Source organism: Kluyvera chengduensis (assembly GCF_044197065.1).
In the GTDB taxonomy this organism is placed as follows: domain Bacteria; phylum Pseudomonadota; class Gammaproteobacteria; order Enterobacterales; family Enterobacteriaceae; genus Kluyvera; species Kluyvera ascorbata_C.
Genome location: NZ_JBIQOI010000002.1, coordinates 674,647 through 692,194, shown reverse-complemented (window position 1 = coordinate 692,194; position 17,548 = coordinate 674,647). Strand labels below are relative to the sequence as shown.

Annotated in this window: 15 protein-coding genes and 1 tRNA gene; 14 read left to right on the top strand and 2 right to left on the bottom strand. The window is 54.1% G+C overall.

Features of this window, described 5'->3' with window-relative positions:
- Positions 1-51: 51 nt before the first annotated feature.
- A complete protein-coding gene (gene yccX / locus ACH1XZ_RS08965) occupies positions 52-330 on the top strand; it encodes an acylphosphatase (RefSeq protein WP_395595254.1) in 279 nt (92 codons plus the stop codon).
- Here yccX and tusE read toward each other — a convergent pair.
- Positions 327-656 carry a sulfurtransferase TusE gene (tusE, locus tag ACH1XZ_RS08960; protein WP_202216118.1) on the bottom strand — a complete coding sequence of 110 codons (330 nt, stop codon included), beginning with the start codon at positions 654-656 and terminating at the stop codon, positions 327-329. The two genes, yccX and tusE, sit on opposite strands and share 4 nt — an antisense overlap.
- A gap of 87 nt (positions 657-743) precedes the next feature.
- Positions 744-1,403, bottom strand: a complete 660-nt coding sequence (gene yccA / locus ACH1XZ_RS08955; protein WP_052284078.1) for an FtsH protease modulator YccA — start codon at positions 1,401-1,403, stop codon at positions 744-746.
- 237 nt (positions 1,404-1,640) lie between these two features.
- Here yccA and ACH1XZ_RS08950 point away from each other — a divergent pair, with 237 nt between their 5' ends.
- The 13 genes from ACH1XZ_RS08950 (at position 1,641) to ACH1XZ_RS08890 (ending at position 17,538) form a co-directional block, all read left to right on the top strand.
- On the top strand, positions 1,641-3,260 hold the full coding sequence (locus tag ACH1XZ_RS08950; RefSeq protein WP_395595253.1) for an ABC transporter substrate-binding protein: 1,620 nt from the start codon (positions 1,641-1,643) through the stop codon (positions 3,258-3,260).
- Between the two features lie 144 nt (positions 3,261-3,404).
- A tRNA-Ser gene (locus ACH1XZ_RS08945) sits at positions 3,405-3,492 on the top strand.
- An 838-nt stretch (positions 3,493-4,330) separates the two neighbouring features.
- Positions 4,331-4,828 (top strand): type VI secretion system contractile sheath small subunit, encoded by a 498-nt coding sequence (gene tssB, locus ACH1XZ_RS08940; RefSeq protein WP_395595252.1) that lies wholly within the window; start codon positions 4,331-4,333, stop codon positions 4,826-4,828.
- Between the two features lie 25 nt (positions 4,829-4,853).
- Complete coding sequence (tssC, locus tag ACH1XZ_RS08935) at positions 4,854-6,404, top strand: type VI secretion system contractile sheath large subunit (protein WP_395595251.1); 1,551 nt, start codon at positions 4,854-4,856, stop codon at positions 6,402-6,404.
- Positions 6,405-6,415: 11 nt separating this feature from the next.
- Positions 6,416-7,762 (top strand): type VI secretion system baseplate subunit TssK, encoded by a 1,347-nt coding sequence (tssK, locus tag ACH1XZ_RS08930; RefSeq protein ID WP_395595250.1) that lies wholly within the window; start codon positions 6,416-6,418, stop codon positions 7,760-7,762.
- A complete protein-coding gene (gene tssL / locus ACH1XZ_RS08925) occupies positions 7,759-8,412 on the top strand; it encodes a type VI secretion system protein TssL, short form (RefSeq protein ID WP_395595249.1) in 654 nt (217 codons plus the stop codon). Before tssK ends, tssL begins: the two co-directional genes overlap by 4 nt.
- Before the next feature lie 3 nt (positions 8,413-8,415).
- Entirely contained in the window at positions 8,416-10,134 is a 1,719-nt protein-coding gene (locus tag ACH1XZ_RS08920; protein ID WP_395595248.1) for an OmpA family protein, read from the top strand.
- A 10-nt stretch (positions 10,135-10,144) separates the two neighbouring features.
- Positions 10,145-10,636 (top strand): type VI secretion system effector Hcp, encoded by a 492-nt coding sequence (hcp, locus tag ACH1XZ_RS08915; protein WP_395595247.1) that lies wholly within the window; start codon positions 10,145-10,147, stop codon positions 10,634-10,636.
- Positions 10,637-10,801: 165 nt separating this feature from the next.
- On the top strand, positions 10,802-13,441 hold the full coding sequence (gene tssH, locus ACH1XZ_RS08910) for a type VI secretion system ATPase TssH (protein WP_395595246.1): 2,640 nt from the start codon (positions 10,802-10,804) through the stop codon (positions 13,439-13,441).
- Positions 13,434-13,979, top strand: a complete 546-nt coding sequence (locus ACH1XZ_RS08905) for a type IV secretion protein Rhs (RefSeq protein ID WP_395595245.1) — start codon at positions 13,434-13,436, stop codon at positions 13,977-13,979. The genes tssH and ACH1XZ_RS08905 overlap by 8 nt, the downstream gene beginning before the upstream one ends.
- On the top strand, positions 13,976-14,428 hold the full coding sequence (locus ACH1XZ_RS08900; RefSeq protein ID WP_395595244.1) for a putative T6SS immunity periplasmic lipoprotein: 453 nt from the start codon (positions 13,976-13,978) through the stop codon (positions 14,426-14,428). The genes ACH1XZ_RS08905 and ACH1XZ_RS08900 overlap by 4 nt, the downstream gene beginning before the upstream one ends.
- Before the next feature lie 68 nt (positions 14,429-14,496).
- The gene (locus tag ACH1XZ_RS08895; protein WP_395595243.1) at positions 14,497-14,985 is read left to right on the top strand and encodes a putative T6SS immunity periplasmic lipoprotein; all 489 of its coding nucleotides are present in this window, start codon (positions 14,497-14,499) and stop codon (positions 14,983-14,985) included.
- A 45-nt stretch (positions 14,986-15,030) separates the two neighbouring features.
- The gene (locus ACH1XZ_RS08890) at positions 15,031-17,538 is read left to right on the top strand and encodes a type VI secretion system Vgr family protein (protein WP_395595581.1); all 2,508 of its coding nucleotides are present in this window, start codon (positions 15,031-15,033) and stop codon (positions 17,536-17,538) included.
- The last annotated feature ends 10 nt before the right edge of the window (positions 17,539-17,548 follow it).

Below are 17,548 nucleotides of genomic sequence, written 5' to 3'. Positions count from 1 at the left end.
ATTGGCGCTAGAGTGGGGTAAATCGTCTGAACCATACCGGGGGAGAACCGCATGGATAAATGTGTGATTTGTTGGGTTTACGGCCAGGTACAGGGCGTCGGCTTTCGTTTTTTTACCCAGCAGGAGGCGGTGCGCCTGGGTTTGCGAGGCTACGCGCTGAATCTCGATGATGGCAGCGTGGAGGTTGTCGCCTGCGGAAGTGAAGAGCAGGTTGAGAAGCTACTGGCGTGGTTGAAAGCGGGCGGGCCGCGCAGCGCCCGGGTTGATAAAGTCCTGGCGGAACCTCACCAACCCGATAAAGCGTGGAGCAACTTCAGCATCCGCTATTAAATACACTTCACCGGCTTAGGCAGGCCCGCGATTTTGGTGGCCTGTTTGGCCGGGCCTTTCGGGAACAGGCGATACAGGTAGCGGCTGTTGCCTTTCTCTTCGCCGAAGGTATTCGCCATCGCTTTGACCAGCATACGAATGGCCGGAGAGGTATTGAACTCCAGGTAAAACTCACGCACGAAGCGCACGACTTCCCAATGTTCGGGGCTCAGTTCAATACCTTCATTTGCGGCAATCGCCGCCGCCAGGCCTTCGCTCCATAGCGTGGTGTCTTTGAGATAGCCTTCGCTATCGGTCTCGATTTCGGTGTTTTCGTAGATAAGCATAATATTTCACGCAACAAACAGATGGCGGCAAGTGTAGCAAATAAAAAGGCCCCGCATAAGCGAGGCCTTGGGTCCGTTGAGTTGGGATTAATCGCGACTTGCGAAGCCCAGAATGCTCAGCAGGCTGACGAAGATGTTGTACAGCGAGACATACAGGCTAACGGTAGCACGGATGTAGTTGGTCTCACCGCCGCGGATGATGTTGCTGGTCTCATACAGGATGGCACCGGAAGAGATCAGTATAAACACCGCGCTAATTGCCAGGTGCAGGGCAGGCAGCTGCAGGAAGATGTTCGCCACCATACCAATCAGCACCACCACGATACCAGCCATCAGCATACCGCCGAGGAAGGACATGTCCTTACGGGTGGTCAGCACGTAGGCTGAGCAGCTAAAGAAGACCAGCGCAGTGCCGCCCAGCGCCATACCGATAACGTCACCCATGCCCGCAGACAGATAGGCGTTCAGAATCGGCCCCAGGATGTAACCCAGGAAGCCCGTAAAGGCGAAGGCCGACAGAATACCGACCGGCTTATCAGCCGTTTTATAGGTCAGGAACATTAAGCCATACATGCCAACCAGCGTCAGGATAAGACCCGGAGACGGCAGCATCAGCACGGTGCTGGCAGTCGCGGTAATGGCGGAAAACGCCAGCGTCAGGCTCAGCAGAAAATAGGTGTTACGCAGAACTTTGTGTGTGCTCAGCAACGATGAGCGGTCACGCGATGAAGTAATTATGCGATCCATAAGTCACCCTTTATATGACAGATGTTATTAGTGAGACAGAATAAGAAATCTCTTCTTTATTCCCTAATGATTTTACCCATCTTTACTCTGTCAAATCAGGGTATTACTGGTGGGTCACAAATTCCATTAATAAAATCACCAGGATCGAGATCAAACTCTTATAGGTTGTTGAAAGCATTTGCGTTGTTGCGGCTTCATGCTAACAGTGAAGAGGGTTATAACAACAAGGCAATGGAAATGAAATTAAAACACTATAACAACATCACGATCGCGCTATTGGCGCTAGGTATCACCGCAGCTGTGCAGGCAGCAAACGTACCGGAAGGTACCGCGCTTGCCGACAAACAGGAGCTGGTACGCGGCAACGGCAATGAACCGGCCTCGCTTGATCCGCATAAGGTTGAGAGTGACGTTGAGTTCAACATCCTTAACGATATGTTTGATGGTCTGGTGGCGGTGAAGCCCGACGGCAGCATTGAGCCGCGGCTAGCGGAATCCTGGGACAATAAAGACAATACCGTCTGGACGTTCCATCTGCGCCCGGGGATTACCTGGTCTGATGGCTCAGCGATTACCGCGCAGGATGTGGTCTGGAGCTGGCAGCGCCTGGTCACGCCAACCACCGCATCGCCTTACGCCAGCTACCCGGGCAATATGCATATCGTGAACGCGGCGGATATCGCCTTAGGTAAGAAAGCGCCAGATACCCTTGGCGTGAAAGCGCTGAACGATACCACGGTTGAAGTCACCCTGACGCAGCCTAACTCCGCCTTCCTCGCTATGCTTGCGCACCCGTCAATGGTGCCGCTGGATAAAGTGCTGATCGGCCAGTTTGGCGATAAATGGGTGAAACCGGAGCACTTTGTCAGCAGCGGAGCCTATACGCTCTCGCAGTGGGTGGTTAACGAGCGCATTGTGGCCGAGCGAAACCCACGTTACTGGGACAACGCGAAGACCGTGGTCAATAAAGTGACCTACCTGCCTATTCGTTCTGAAGCCTCTGATGTGAACCGTTATAAAGCCGGTGAAGTCGACATCGTTTACACCTTACCGATTAACCAGTTCAGCCAGTTGAAAAAGACGCTCGGCGATCAGGTCGACGTGAAGCCGCAGCTGGCGACTTACTACTATGAGTTCAATACCACAAAACCACCGTTTAACGATGCCCGCGTGCGTCGTGCGCTAAATATGGCGCTGGATAAAGACATTATTGCCGACAAAGTGTTAGGGCAGGGGCAAAGCCCGGCATGGGTGATTAGCCAGCCGGATATTGGCGGCGTGAAGCTGCACGGGCCTGATTACGCCTCCTGGCCGCGCGATAAGCGTATGGCTGAGGCGAAAAAGCTGCTGGCGGAAGCCGGATTTAATGACGCGCACCCGCTGTCGTTCAATCTGCTGTACAACACGTCGGAATCACACCAGCGCATCGCGATAGCGGCAGCCTCGATGTGGAAGAAAAACCTCGGGGTTGAAGCCAAGCTGCAAAACCAGGAGTGGAAGACCATGCTGGATGCGATGCATACCGGCAACTTTGACGTCGTGCGCTACGCCTGGATTGCGGACTACGATGACGCCTCGACGTTCCTCAACACTTTCCGTACCGGCGACAGCGAGAATACGGCCAAGTACAGCAACCCGGACTATGACGAGGCGTTACGCGACGCCGCGAAGACGCAGGATGTCGCCCAGCGTGCGCGTGATTACCAGAAGGCCGAAGACCTGCTGGCGCGTGATGTACCGGCCATTCCGGTCTATCACTACGTACGTACGCACCTGGTAAAACCGTGGGTAGGCGGATTTGCACCCGATCGTCTGGGGAATTTCGCCACTAAAGATATCTACATCAAAAAGCATTAAGCGGAAATCTGACGGATAAAGCGTCGTAAAAATAGCCATTTTGTTGTTTTTTCAGGCGAATAACAGCATTTTGGCTGTTTTTCAGGCAAACGAACGTTTTGGTGCTTTACAGGTCCGTTCGGGATGTTTATAGTGCGCCTCATTGGAAGCGTGGCCGAGCGGTTGAAGGCACCGGTCTTGAAAACCGGCGACCCGAAAGGGTTCTAGAGTTCGAATCTCTACGCTTCCGCCAATTAAGAGAAGGGGTTACCGAAAGGTAACCCCTTTTTGCTTTGGACTATTAGAATATCGGTGTGAAAAAATCGGTGTGATTTTTTCACGATTCTTCGCCAAAAGTGGTGCGTCGACAGACGGAGTCACCTTCACTTTCCTGCCGTAAACGAGCATCTGGCTTTGATCTCATGGAAGTGGCCGTCCATTTCACCCTAAGTTTTAGCTCAGCTTCCTTTCTGGCTTCCTCCCACCACTTTTTGATAGTCCTGTTCGTGATGAGCCTGCGTTTTGCTTTCCACCCCGCTCCTGATACTGTTAATAACCTTCCCCGGCCTTGGGTAAATTTATGGCTGATGCCGGCAGATATATTTTGAAAAGTCAGAGCATTTTCATCGGTCCATTTTTGGAATTCGATCTATTTCGGAGGTCAATCAATTAATCACTGCATATTTATTTATATAGCGAATGATATAAGCAAGAGAATTATCTGAGTTAATAATGTTCGTACGTTGAATTAAAGGTTTTATTTTTTCAGCCGGACGCTGCTTAGGTATAATTACGTACGATTTTGTTTGAGTTTTATTACTCTTCAGTGTATTAATTCGTTCCTTCTGAGCACAGTCTCTGTAACAGCCCACTTCCTTTCTTGTATGATGCTTGCTCTCTTAGCTGTATGCATGCCCTGTTTTGAACTGTCCATTTTTACACAGTCCAATTTTGGATTTAAATATCGAAAAATATAGATTTGGCAGATTATTGATCTTGATCACTGTTCTAAATTAGCGATTAATACCAGAATGGTTTCCGTAAAGAAGTGTCATTTTCGGCACATAACTTCTGTTCGGAAGAGGGTAGGTATGGCAAGTTCGTTTCAAAATGAGATACCAAAGGCACGCGTAAATATCCGGCTTGACCTGCATACCGGTGGCGCACAAAAGAAAGTTGAGCTACCGCTTAAATTACTGGTGACCGGTGATTTTAGTAACGGAAAGGAAAATCGTCCGCTGTCAGAGCGGAGTAAAATCGACATTAATAAAAACAATTATGACAGCGTGCTCGCTGAATTTTCTCCCGAAGTGAATCTCGCCGTGGAAAATACGCTGACGGGTGGTGGTGGTGAAGAAAATATCCGGCTGACGTTTAAAAACATGAAGGGTTTCGAGCCGGAGCAGGTTGCCCGACAAATTCCTCAGTTGAAAGCCATGCTTGCCATGCGCAGCCTGCTGCGCGACCTCAAATCTAATCTGCTTGATAACGCCACGTTCCGCAAAGAGCTGGAGCTGATCTTACGCGACCCGGCGCTAAGCCACGAGCTGCGTAGCGAAATCGCCGCCCTTGCCCCAAAAGACGCCTGATTCTTCCACGGATTACTACGAGACCATGCTGATGTCTGTACAGAATGAAAATGCCTCATCGACAGGCGAAACCGTTGTACTGGATCGTCCGGATGCGGGCGGCGTTTATGCTTCCCTGTTTGAAAAAATTAACCTGAAACCCGCTTCACACCTGAGCGATATCAACACCTGGCAGGATGAAGCTGCCATGGCGGAAGCGGATACAAACGAGCGTATTACCGCTGGCGTGCAGGTGTTTCTGGAGCGTCTGCGTCAGTCCGGGCAGAAGGTGGAGAAGCTCGACAAAACCTTAATTGACCATCATATCGCTGAACTGGATCATCAAATCAGCCGCCAGTTGGATGCAGTGATGCACCATGAAGAATTTCAGAAGGTTGAGTCGCTCTGGCGCGGTCTGAAACATCTGGTGGACAACACCGACTATCGCCAGAACGTGCGTACCGAAATTCTGGATGTATCGAAAGACGATCTGCGCCAGGATTTTGAGGATGCGCCGGAGCTTATCCAGAGCGGACTGTACTGGCACTCTTATACCAGTGAGTACGACACCCCCGGAGGGGAGCCGATTGCGGCGGTGATTTCGGCATATGAATTTGACGCCAGCCCGCAGGATGTGGCGTTGATGCGCAACATCTCAAAAGTCTCCGCAGCCGCCCATATGCCGTTTATCGGCTCTGCTGGCCCGAAATTCTTCCTCAAAAGCTCGATGGAAGAAGTCGCTGCCATTAAAGATATCGGTAACTACTTCGATCGCGCGGAATACATCAAGTGGAAATCGTTCCGCGACACCGATGATTCCCGTTACCTTGGCCTGGTGATGCCACGCGTGCTGGGCCGACTGCCGTACGGTCCGGACACCGTACCGGTACGCAGCTTTAACTATATTGAGCAGGTGAAAGGCCCGGACCACGAGAAATACCTGTGGACCAATGCGTCGTTCGCTTTTGCCGCCAATATGGTGCGCAGCTTTATCAATAACGGCTGGTGCGTGCAAATCCGTGGCCCGCAGGCGGGCGGTGCGGTGCAGGACCTGCCAATCCATCTGTACGATCTGGGCACCGGCAACCAGGTGAAAATCCCATCAGAGGTGATGATCCCGGAAACCCGCGAATTCGAATTCGCTAATCTCGGTTTTATCCCGCTGTCGTACTACAAAAACCGCGACTACGCCTGCTTTTTCTCGGCGAACTCCACCCAGAAACCGGCGCTGTACGATACAGCTGACGCCACGGCTAACAGCCGTATCAACGCCCGTCTGCCGTACATCTTCCTGCTGTCACGCATTGCCCACTATCTGAAGCTTATCCAGCGCGAGAACATCGGTACCACCAAGGACCGCCGTCTGCTGGAGCTGGAGCTCAACACCTGGGTACGCAATCTGGTGACTGAAATGACCGATCCGGGCGACGAGCTGCAGGCTTCCCACCCGCTGCGCGATGCGAAAGTGGTGGTGGAAGACATCGAGGACAACCCGGGCTTCTTCCGCGTGAAGCTGTACGCGGTGCCGCACTTCCAGGTGGAAGGGATGGATGTGAATCTGTCGCTGGTTTCCCAGATGCCGAAAGCCAAAGCGTAAGGCGGAGCCCGATGAAAATTTATCGTCCGTTATGGGATGACGGTGCATTTCTGTTCCCACAGCAGTTCCAGCAGCAGGCCCGCTGGGATGCGCATGTGGCAGAGACTGTTTCCCGGATGGCGCTGGCACACCCCTGGGGTGTGCTGTGCGCAGAATTTGATGAAGGGGCGCTGGCACTTTCCCGACTGAATGCCACCCGCCTGGTGGTCCGTTTTCCTGACGGCGTGCTGGTGGACACCGAGCTTGCGGACACTCTGCCACCGGCCTGCGAGCTTCTTCCAGCAGGGACGCAGGATACAGCAGAAGTGGTACTGGCGCTGCCGTTGCTGAATGCTAACGGTGGCAATCTGGACGACGGGCACGACAGCCCGCGTCCGCACCGCTGGTTTGCCGAAAGCGTGACCGTGCAGGAACTGGCGGGGCAGGCACGTTCGGAGATAGCGGTGCTGCGTCACGCGCTGACGCTTCGTCTGTCGACGCAGGAAAACAGTGGATACCTGACCTGTCCGGTCGTTCGCCTGTCCCGTAACGTTCAGGGGCAGTGGGTTCAGGATAAACACTTTATTCCACCGTTGCTGTCGCTGTCCGCCAGTCCGTTGTTGATGGATGACCTGAAAGCATTGTTGCACCGCCTGCAGGCGCGACGTAAGCGCCTGATGGCGATGCGCCGTGAAAGCAACGAACGGATGGCCGATTTCGCGGTGGCCGACGTGTCACTGTTCTGGCTGCTGAATGCGCTGAACAGCGCGGAGCCGGTGCTGACGGAGTTGTACCAGACGCCGTCCCGCCATCCGGAACTGCTGTACCGCGAGCTGTCGCGGCTCGCCGGTAGCCTGCTGACGTTCTCCCTTGAACACAATGTTGAAGATATTCCGTTGTACCAGCATGGTGCGCCGGAAATGGTGTTCCCGCCGCTGTTTTCCCTGCTGGATACCTTACTTGAAGCGAGCCTGCCGTCCCGCGTGGTGACAATTGAACTGGTGCAGGATGAAGACGACCGCGAAATGTGGCGCGGCAGACTGCACGATGCCCGACTGCGTGAAGGGGCTGACTTTTATCTCTCGGTACGTTCTGCGATGCCGAATCATGAACTACAGACGAAGTTTCCGCAATTGTGTAAGGCGGGCAGTTTCGATGACGTTTCTGATGTGGTGAATGTCGCCCTGAACGCCATGGTACTCAAACCGCTCAGCCATGTTCCGGCGGCTATTCCGCTGCGTCTGGAAAACCAGTATTTCGCGCTGGACCTGAGTACGGATGCGGCCCGCACCATGCTGGAGGCGGGAAACTGTACCTTCTATACCCCGGGTTCTCTGGGTGAGGTGAAACTGGAACTGTTTGCGGTGCTGCGCTCATGAATGAAAAGGACACCACACTGATTGATAAAACATTTTATCCCGGCTGGCTGATGGTCAGCCAGTTACGCAGTGGCCTGGACGTTCAGAATGGCGATGCGCTGTACCGTCGCGCCTGCCAGTGGGTGAATGAGGCCCGCGAAGCGCTGATGGCTGCAGATTTCAGCGAAACCGCCAGTGACACCATGCTGTATGCGTACTGCGCCCTGATGGATGAGAGTGTGCTGAACCGGGGTAAACAGGATGACGGTTACCGTAAGTGGCGTAAAGACCCGCTGCAGGCGCACTTTTTCAGCACACTGAATGCGGGTGAGGAGCTGTGGGAGCGCATCCGCACTGTGCTGCGTGAACCCGCCCCGAATATCGCCGTACTGACCTGTCTGTATCGTACCCTGCAACTGGGATTCGTCGGGCAGTACCGGGCGCAGGATGATGAGCGGCGTGAAGACGTGGTGAAGATGCTGGGTGAACGGGTGCCGCCGTTTGCCCTGACAGAGGATTCGCCCGTAGTGGTGCGTGCCTCACGCCTGCGTTCAGGTCGCCGGGCATACTGGCTCTCCTGGGCGGCAGGCATTGCTGTGCTGGTGGCGCTGTGGTTCACGCTGTCCACTATTCTGGCGCACCAAGTGTCACAGATTGCCGGGAAGGGGTAAGGGATGGGTGAACGTTCCCGCACAATACTGACGGTGCTGGCGATAGTCCTTGCTCTGTGGCTGATACTGGGCTTCTGGCCGCTGACACACGTAAGCCAGCTTGCGCTCTGCCTGTGCGTGTTGATTACCGGTGGCGCCGTGTTCTGGTTCCAGTGGGGGCAGTACCGGAAGCAGGCATCTGCTCATGAGCAGGTCGCCGGAGACCGTCTGCCGCCGGAAAATTTTCCGGGCGCGGTGGTGCTGGTCTGTGGTGATACGGCACAACTGTTCCCACAGAATCTCCCTTTTCGTGAAACCCGTCCGGGCTGGTATCTGAAAGCGCAAAGCGCAGAACACCTGCCCGGACTGGCGCAGCATCTGGCTGCGGTGCGTCCGGAACTGGTGTCACAGGTTTCTGTATTGCTGGCGGTTATTCCTGAACAGCATACTTCAGAAGAGAGTTTCACTCAGTCCCTGCGTGGCTGGCACCGGAGCATTGTGCAGTGCCGGCGGTGGCTGAGCGGTATTCCTCCGGTGTGGTGTGTGACCTGGGCGTCACCGCCGGATAACCACGTGGAGGAAGGGGATGGTATGCAGTGGTTCACCGTCACACCGGATCTGCCGGGCATTCGGGCCCGGCAGCACGGGCATGTTGCTCTGCCGGTCACTGACTGGCAACGGGAAAACGGAGAAACCTTACGTTTCAGCCAGACGTTGTGGCTGGACCGTCTCCTGGCGCTGACGGCACAGTATATTACCCCGCTTTTTCGCGACCGACAGGGTGAACTTCCGCCACTGAAATGCTGTGCGGCAGGGATTTGTCTGACTCCCCTCAGTGCGCTGCCGGATAACCTGTTACAACAGCATATAGGTGGTATCACCACGCTCAGGCCCCTGAATGGGACCATTGATGCCCTGTTGCCGCTGCCGGATGTTCTGCTTCCACACCTGCCGCGTCGTCGCGGTATCAGCAGGCGGATGCAGGATATCCGTCTGGCCGGAGGCATGTGTTTTTTCTTTCTTGCCCTTGCCATGCTGGCGTCTTTTGTCAATAACCAGCGACTTGCGCATAGCGTCGGTGACCATCTGGCACTGTACCACCATCTCAGCGGCACGCCGCCTGCCCCGAAATTGCAGGTGCAACAGCGATTGCGCGCAGACAGTCGTTTACTCGACGACTGGTTGCGCAGGAGTGAACCTCTGCGTTACGGGCTGGGCCTGTATCAGGGGTTGCGTCTCATCCCTCCGGTGGAAGCGGCCATCAGTGACTGGAGCCCGCCTCCGCAGCCCCGCCCGGTGATTAAACGCATTATTCGAACCTCCGGCCCGCAAACCGTCCGTCTCGACAGTATGTCGCTGTTCGATACCGGCAGATGGCAACTGAAACCTGGTTCAACAAAAGTGCTGGTGAATGCGCTGGTCGATATTAAGGCAAAACAGGGCTGGTTGATCGTGGTGTCCGGCTACACCGATAACACCGGCGATGACCGTACTAATCAGGTGTTATCCCTGAAGCGCGCCGAATCGGTGCGTGACTGGATGCGCGATACCGGCGACGTACCTGAGAGCTGTTTTGCGGTGCAGGGTTACGGTGAAAGCCGTCCTGCCGCCACCAATGACACGCCGGAAGGCCGCGCGCTGAATCGTCGTGTCGAAATCAGTCTGGTGCCGCAGGCAAATGCCTGTCAGGCACCGGAGAAGCAAAGCGTCGCTGCAACCGGCGACATCAACAAAAGTAACTGAGGGTTTAATTATGGCAATTCCGGTTTATCTGTGGCTGAAGGATGACGGCGGCGCAGATATCAAAGGGTCTGTGGATGTTAAGGACCGTGAAGGCAGCATCGAAGTGGTGGCGCAGGAGCATAACCTGTATATCCCGACCGACAACAACACCGGCAAGCTGACCGGTACGCGTATCCACACGCCGTTCCTGTTCACCAAAGAAATCGACTCCTCCAGCCCGTACCTGTACAAGGCGGTCACCACCGGCCAGACCCTGAAGTCTGCCGAATTCAAGTGGTACAAAATCAACGATGCCGGGCAGGAAGCCGAGTATTTCAACACCAAACTGGAAAACGTGAAGGTGGTGAAGGTGAACCCGGTGATGTACGACATCAAGGACCCGTCCAAAGAGAAGCACAACCATCTGGAACAGATTGAGCTGCGCTACGAAAAAATCACCTGGACCTATAAAGACGGCAACATCATTCATTCCGATTCCTGGAACGAACGCGCCACCGCGTAATCCCCTGGCGGACAGTCCCCCCTGTCCGCTGTTTTTGGTGAGCGCCTGCCTGTTCGGACGTTCAGCAAAAAGCATACAGATTTCATCCCTTTCACCTTATGGGCATCGGTTAACGGCTACGGGCGGTAGCGTGCCTGAACACGACCAGACGAGAGAGCAATCACCATGGAACACCATTCAGCCGTTCTGTTACGACGTCTTAACCCTTACTGCGCGCAGGCGCTGGAGGCGGCGGCTTCCCTGTGTCAGACGCGGGCGCATGCGGAAATCACGCCCGAGCACTGGCTGCTGAAACTGCTGGAGCAGGGTGAAGGCGATATCACCGTGCTGGCGCGTCGCTACGAATGGGATATGGATGCCATCTGGCAGGATTTGCTCGCACACCTTGACCGTCTGCCGCGCTCGGTATGCAGTCGCCCTGAACTGGCAGGTAAGCTGGAAACGCTGCTGAAGCAGGCCTGGCTTGCCGCGTCGCTCGACAGCGATGACCACCAGATACGCAGTCAGCACCTGCTGCGGGCAATGTTGGAAAATCCGCAATTGATTACCTGCGACGGTTTATGGCCGTTACTGAGTCTGCGGGAAAGTCAGCTTGAGCGGCTGCGACCCCTGCTGGATGCGCAGTCTGATGAACGCCCGGAAGTGCAGCAGGTGGCTGAGCTGGCACTGGGGGGCGAGGTGGAATTTGTCGGGCGCCCGGTCAGTGCGGATGTTAAAGACGGTGAGTTGAATCCTGCGTCGCAGAACGCGCTGGATAAATTCACGCTGGACGTCACGGCGAAAGCCCGGGAAGGCAAAATCGACCCGGTATTCGGTCGCGATACGGAAATTCGCCAGATGGTAGATATCCTCTCGCGGCGCCGCAAAAACAACCCCATTCTGGTGGGTGAGCCGGGTGTCGGCAAAACCGCGCTGGTGGAAGGGTTAGCGCTGCGCATCGCGGAGGGCAACGTCCCGGAAAGCCTGAAGCCGGTGACCCTGCGAACGCTGGACCTTGGTCTGCTACAGGCCGGTGCTGGCGTGAAAGGTGAATTTGAGCAGCGGCTGAAAAATATCATTGAGGCGGTTCAGCAATCCCCGACGCCGGTACTGCTGTTTATTGATGAAGCCCACACTATCATCGGTGCCGGTAATCAGGCAGGCGGCGCGGATGCGGCCAATCTGCTAAAACCTGCGCTGGCACGCGGTGAACTCAGAACCATCGCCGCCACCACCTGGAGCGAGTACAAGCAGTACTTCGAGCGTGATGCCGCGCTGGAACGCCGTTTTCAGATGGTCAAAGTGGATGAGCCGGACGACGATACCGCCTGCCTGATGCTGCGTGGTCTGAAATCCCGCTATGCAGAACATCACGGCGTACACATTACCGATGATGCCGTCCGGGCCGCCGTCACGCTGTCGCGCCGCTACCTGACCGGCCGCCAGTTGCCGGACAAAGCGGTGGATCTGCTGGATACCGCGGCTGCCCGTATCCGCATGAGTCTCGATACCGTGCCGGAAGCGATTACCCGCCTGACCGCGCAAATCACCGCGCTTGAGATGGAAGCGCAGGCGCTGCTGGAAGATATCGCGCTGGGTAACGACAGCCATAATACCCGTCTTGCCGATATCGAACCGCTGACTCAGCAACTGAGCAAAGAAAAGCAGACGCTGGAAACCCAGTACCATGCCGAAAAGCAACTGCTCTCACAACTGCTGGAAAGCCGCGCCGATATCAGTAAGCAGGCGCAGACCCGTGACCTGCAAACCGAACTGACCGTACTGCAACAACACAACCCGCTGCTGACCCCGGATGTGGACGTACGCACCGTGGCGACGGTGATTGCCGACTGGACCGGCGTACCGCTCTCGTCATTAATGAAGGATGAGCAGACGGAGCTGCTGAGCCTGGAGCAGAGCCTGGGCAAACGCGTTGTCGGCCAGGATGATTCCCTGACGGCCATCGCCCAGAGGCTACGTGCTTCGAAAACGGGCCTTGCGCCGGAAAATGGTCCACAGGGTGTGTTCCTGCTGGTCGGCCCGAGCGGTACCGGCAAGACTGAAACCGCGCTCACACTGGCCGACGAACTGTTCGGTGGAGAAAAATCCTTAATCACCATCAATCTTTCAGAGTACCAGGAGCCACATACCGTCTCCCAGCTTAAGGGCTCGCCTCCGGGTTATGTCGGCTACGGTCAGGGCGGCATTCTCACCGAGGCGGTACGCAAACGCCCCTACAGCGTGGTGCTGCTCGACGAAGTAGAGAAGGCGCATCGCGACGTGATGAACCTGTTCTACCAGGTCTTCGACCGCGGCTTTATGCGCGATGGCGAAGGGCGGGAAATCGACTTCCGTAACACCGTTATCCTGATGACCTCGAACCTGGGCAGCGACCACATCATGCAACTGCTGGACGAGCAACCGGACGCCACCGGCGCGGACCTGCACGAGCTGATTCGCCCGATCCTGCGCGACCACTTCCAGCCTGCCTTACTGGCCCGCTTCCAGACGGTAATTTACCGCCCGCTGGGGCAGGCGGCGATGCGTACCATCGTGGAAATGAAGCTGGATCAGGTCAGTCAGCGTCTGTCCCCACACTACGGTATCACGACCTCAATCGATGAAAGCCTGTCCGACGCCCTCACATCGGCCTGCCTGTTGCCGGATACCGGGGCGCGCAATATCGATAGCCTGTTGAATCAGCAGATATTGCCGGTGCTCAGCCAGCAGTTGCTGATGCAGATGGCGGCGAAGCAGAAACCACGGTCCCTGACGATGGGCTGGACTGAGGAAGAAGGTATTGTGCTGGAGTTTGCTCATGGCTGAGAAAAACGACAGTGACAGGATAAAAGAGGGTGGTCTCAGGTTACTGACTACCGGTGAAATCAGGCTGGCGCAGTCGGTGTTTGCATCGACGATCGACTATCCGACGGTCTGGATCCACAAGGGGGGGTATTTACCTTTTAATCTGCAAAATGAACATACCGCGATGACGCCGAACGGTGAGCTGTATTTTCGTGATGAATACCAGAGTGATTTTTCTCAGTCTACGGATGACATGCAGCATATGTTTATCCACGAAATGAGTCACGTCTGGCAACGGGCAAGGGGAATGAATGTTATCGGACGTGGACTGGTCTCCTGGATGGTCAGTTATCGCTATACCCTTGATGGTCGTCTGTTAAGTGAATATCCAATGGAGCAGCAGGCGCAGATTATTGCAGACAATTTTACGTTACAGACCCGGGGATATTATAGCTGGAACCTACTGAGACGCTGGCATATCGTTACACTTGATGGTAATACCTCTGAAGCGGTGATCCAGAAGCTGTATCGAAGTACATTGGGAGGATTTCCCTGGTGATAAGTAAAATGCAGTGTCATTTATTAAAGAGTGGGTTTCTCATTATTTCTATTATTCTGTTAACGGGGTGTCCATGGGGAGGGGTAAAGTATTTCCCAGCTGAAAAAATAAATGCATGGATGAATAAAAGCAATGTCTGTTTTTTTATTCCTGACAGTAAAGATTACCAGCCTGTTTTTATTGCAATTAATCTCAGAAGTACCCCGTCTAAGGCGCGAAGCTTTATAGATTCGCCTGAGTTACAGGTTGCTGATGGTCAATTGTGTATTCCGTCATCTTATTTTCACTTACCTGACACATCTGTAGATCCCTTGATCGTTGAATTTGTATTGCAATCTCAGGCTGAAAATGATCACCCAAGAAGTTTTGTTTCAGGATTTTCGATAGCCAATGGAATAATTAAGAACATACCGCTGACTAAACGAGAATATGATGAGCCAGAGCATTAGATATTACTCTTTATGATGGTATTTCAACACATGATGCAAATATGAGGAAATGTTCTGCAGGTGTTTTTATGATGAATGCGACTGGTTTTCGCCTGTTGTTGTCGGTCCTTTTATCCGGTGCCAGCCTGCTGGTATTAACGGGATGTCCGGGACCTGGCGACAGAATGACCCCGGATGAAACTGCGCAGGTTAGTCAGAAAGGGGACAATGTATGCTTTACGGTTACAGACGCACAGGATTATCAACCTTCCGATATCGGTATTAATCCCCGGGGAACGCCATCCAGGGGCAAGGATTTTAACTTTTCACCCAACCTTACCGTTGCCAATGGTCAGCTATGTATTCCGCCTTCATTTTACCGTTTCCCGGATAAAGGGCAGTTCATTGTTGAATATTTATTAAAATCCGGAACGCATAAAGATGCACCACGTAACGTGGTTGTCACTGTGGAAGTGAATCACGGACGTATTTATAACGTGACGCCGACGGAAAGAGAAATATTTCTGCCTTATTGCAGTGATGTCACCGACACCTCCCCCGGTGCCTGCCAGTTGTAACCCCCAGGCGGCTGAGCCTTTAACGGAGAAAATATAATGAGTTTGATGGATACGCTGACCCGGATAACGAATACCACGCTGAACCGTTATCAGCTGGATATTCCTTCCTGCCCTGCGATACTGGATGTGGAAGAATTCAGTGGTAAGGAAAACCTGAGCGAGCTTTATTATTACTACATTATCTTTACCAGTCCGGATAAAGATATTGATGCCACACTGCTGGTCAGTAAACCGGCGACACTGACGATGGGCGGCGGCGTATTGCAGAGCCTGACCGAGTGCAAACGTGTCCATGGTGTGGTGACGGCCTTCCGGCGGATCAGCTGTTCGGCGGACCAGTCGACGTATCAGATAACCCTCGAACCTTTTCTTTCCCTGCTGGATAAACAGTTTCGCACGCATCGCTTCTTCGTCAACAAATCGGTGCCGGAAGTGGTGGAGCAGGTCTTACAGGACCATGCGCTGCACGGCTGGGAGTATGAGTTTAACCTCAAACAGAGTTACCCGAAGCGCGAACAGATAAACCAGTATCAGGAGAGCGACCTGGCGTTTATTCAGCGTCTGCTGGCAGAGGTGGGGATATTTTACTACTTCACCCTGCAGGAAGATGCGCAGACCGAGGTGGTGCATTTTATTGATGCCCAGCGGGGGCTGATATTTGATAAGACGCTGACAGTAAACAGCCCGTCAGGGATGAGCGACAGCGGGGCAGAATCGGTGTGGGGGCTGAATGTCTCTCATAACGTGGTGGAGGCCAGCGTCACCACCCGGGATTACAACCACCGTGAGGCGCAGAGTGTTCTGCAGTCGGTTCCGGCGGATATGACCCGTGGCGACGGTGAGGGAAATACCTACGGTGAGGTGTATCACTATAAACTGCGTCACCTTGAGCGTGGTGACAAAGTTGACCCCACAGCAGAAACGGCGAACTTTTACGCCCGCCTCGACCATGAACGTTTTCTGGCAAACCAGACGCGGATAACCGGCGTCAGTACGGAGGCGTCACTGGCCCCGGGGCAGGTGGTCACCATTACTGATAGCCTGCCGCCAACCTTGCCGACGCCGTTAGAAAAACCGATCCTTATTACCGGAACCGGGTTTACCGCCAGCCGTAAGAGTGCGTTACAGGTGGGGATGATTGCCGTTCCTTACAGCGAAACCGTGTGCTGGCGACCGCCGTTGCTGCCGCGCCCGAAAATCAGCGGTACGCTGACGGCACGGGTAACCAGCGCCAAAGCGAATGATATCTACGCCTGGCAGGATGCATCCGGCCTGTACCGGGTGAAATTTGATGCCGACCGGGATGATAAAAAACAGGGCCAGGAGAGTATGCCTGTACGCCTTGCCAAGCCTTACGGCGGCGATGTGTACGGTTTTCACTTCCCGCTGATTCAGGGCACGGAAGTGGCGATAGCGTTTCACGAGGGGGACCCTGACCGTCCCTATATTGCTCATGCGCTGCATGATTCGCGGCATGTTGACCATGTGACTGAAAAGAATAGTACCCGCAATGTTATCCGCACTGCTGGCCTGAACAAACTGCGGATGGAGGACAAGCGCGGCGAGGAACATATCAAGCTCAGCACGGTTTACGGAGGCAAGACCCAACTGAATTTAGGGCACCTGGTCAACGCAGACAGGGAGTTGCGGGGGGAAGGTGCGGAACTGCGAACAGATAAATGGGTGAGTATCCGCGGTGGTGCAGGGGTGTTCATCACTGCCGACAAACAGCCATCGGCCAGTGGGAATATGCTGGATATGAATGCAGCGATTGCACAGTTACAGAATGCATTGCAGCTAGTGACATCGCTGGCACAGAGCGCGAGCGTCTCCGGTGCGATGAAAGCAGATGCCGGATCTCAGCAGCAGCTTGGTAATGCCCTCGCTCAGCTAAAAGGTGCTGGATTACTGGCTTCCGCTCCTGCTGGTATTGGTCTGGTTACGCCGAAAAATATCCAGCTTTCCGCAGGCCATACTCTGACCGCGACAGCGGGAGAGAATGTGGATATGGGCATCATGAAAAAACTCACTGTTGCAGCAGGTGAAGCCATCAGTCTGTTTGCCCAAAAGATGGGGATGAAATTGTTTGCCGCCAGAGGTGTGGTGGATATTCAGGCGCAAACGGACGCTATGCGCCTTCAGTCAGATAAAGCAATGAATATCAATAGTGTCAGTAGTGAAATCGTATTAAATGCCGCGCAGGGAATAACATTAACAAGTACTGGCGGCGCTTATATCAAAATCAAAGATGGTTCCGTCGAGATTGGTGCCCCAGGTAAAATTGACCTTAAAAGTAGCACCATTTTGTGGGGAGGAAACGCTTCGCTTGAGCGGGCTCTTTCCCCTGTAACGATAAGCGATCCGGAGTTTCATAATCCGATGAATGGTGGTTTTCAGGTGTTGGATCAGTCCAGTAATCAGCCGAAAGCATATATTCCATATCGTATTGAAACCGAAGATGGGCAAATTATTCGTGGTGTGACGGATGAGAATGGCTATACGCAAGCGCATTATGGTATCGACCCTGATGCAATCAAACTATTTTTTGAGTAGTCAGGGAGGG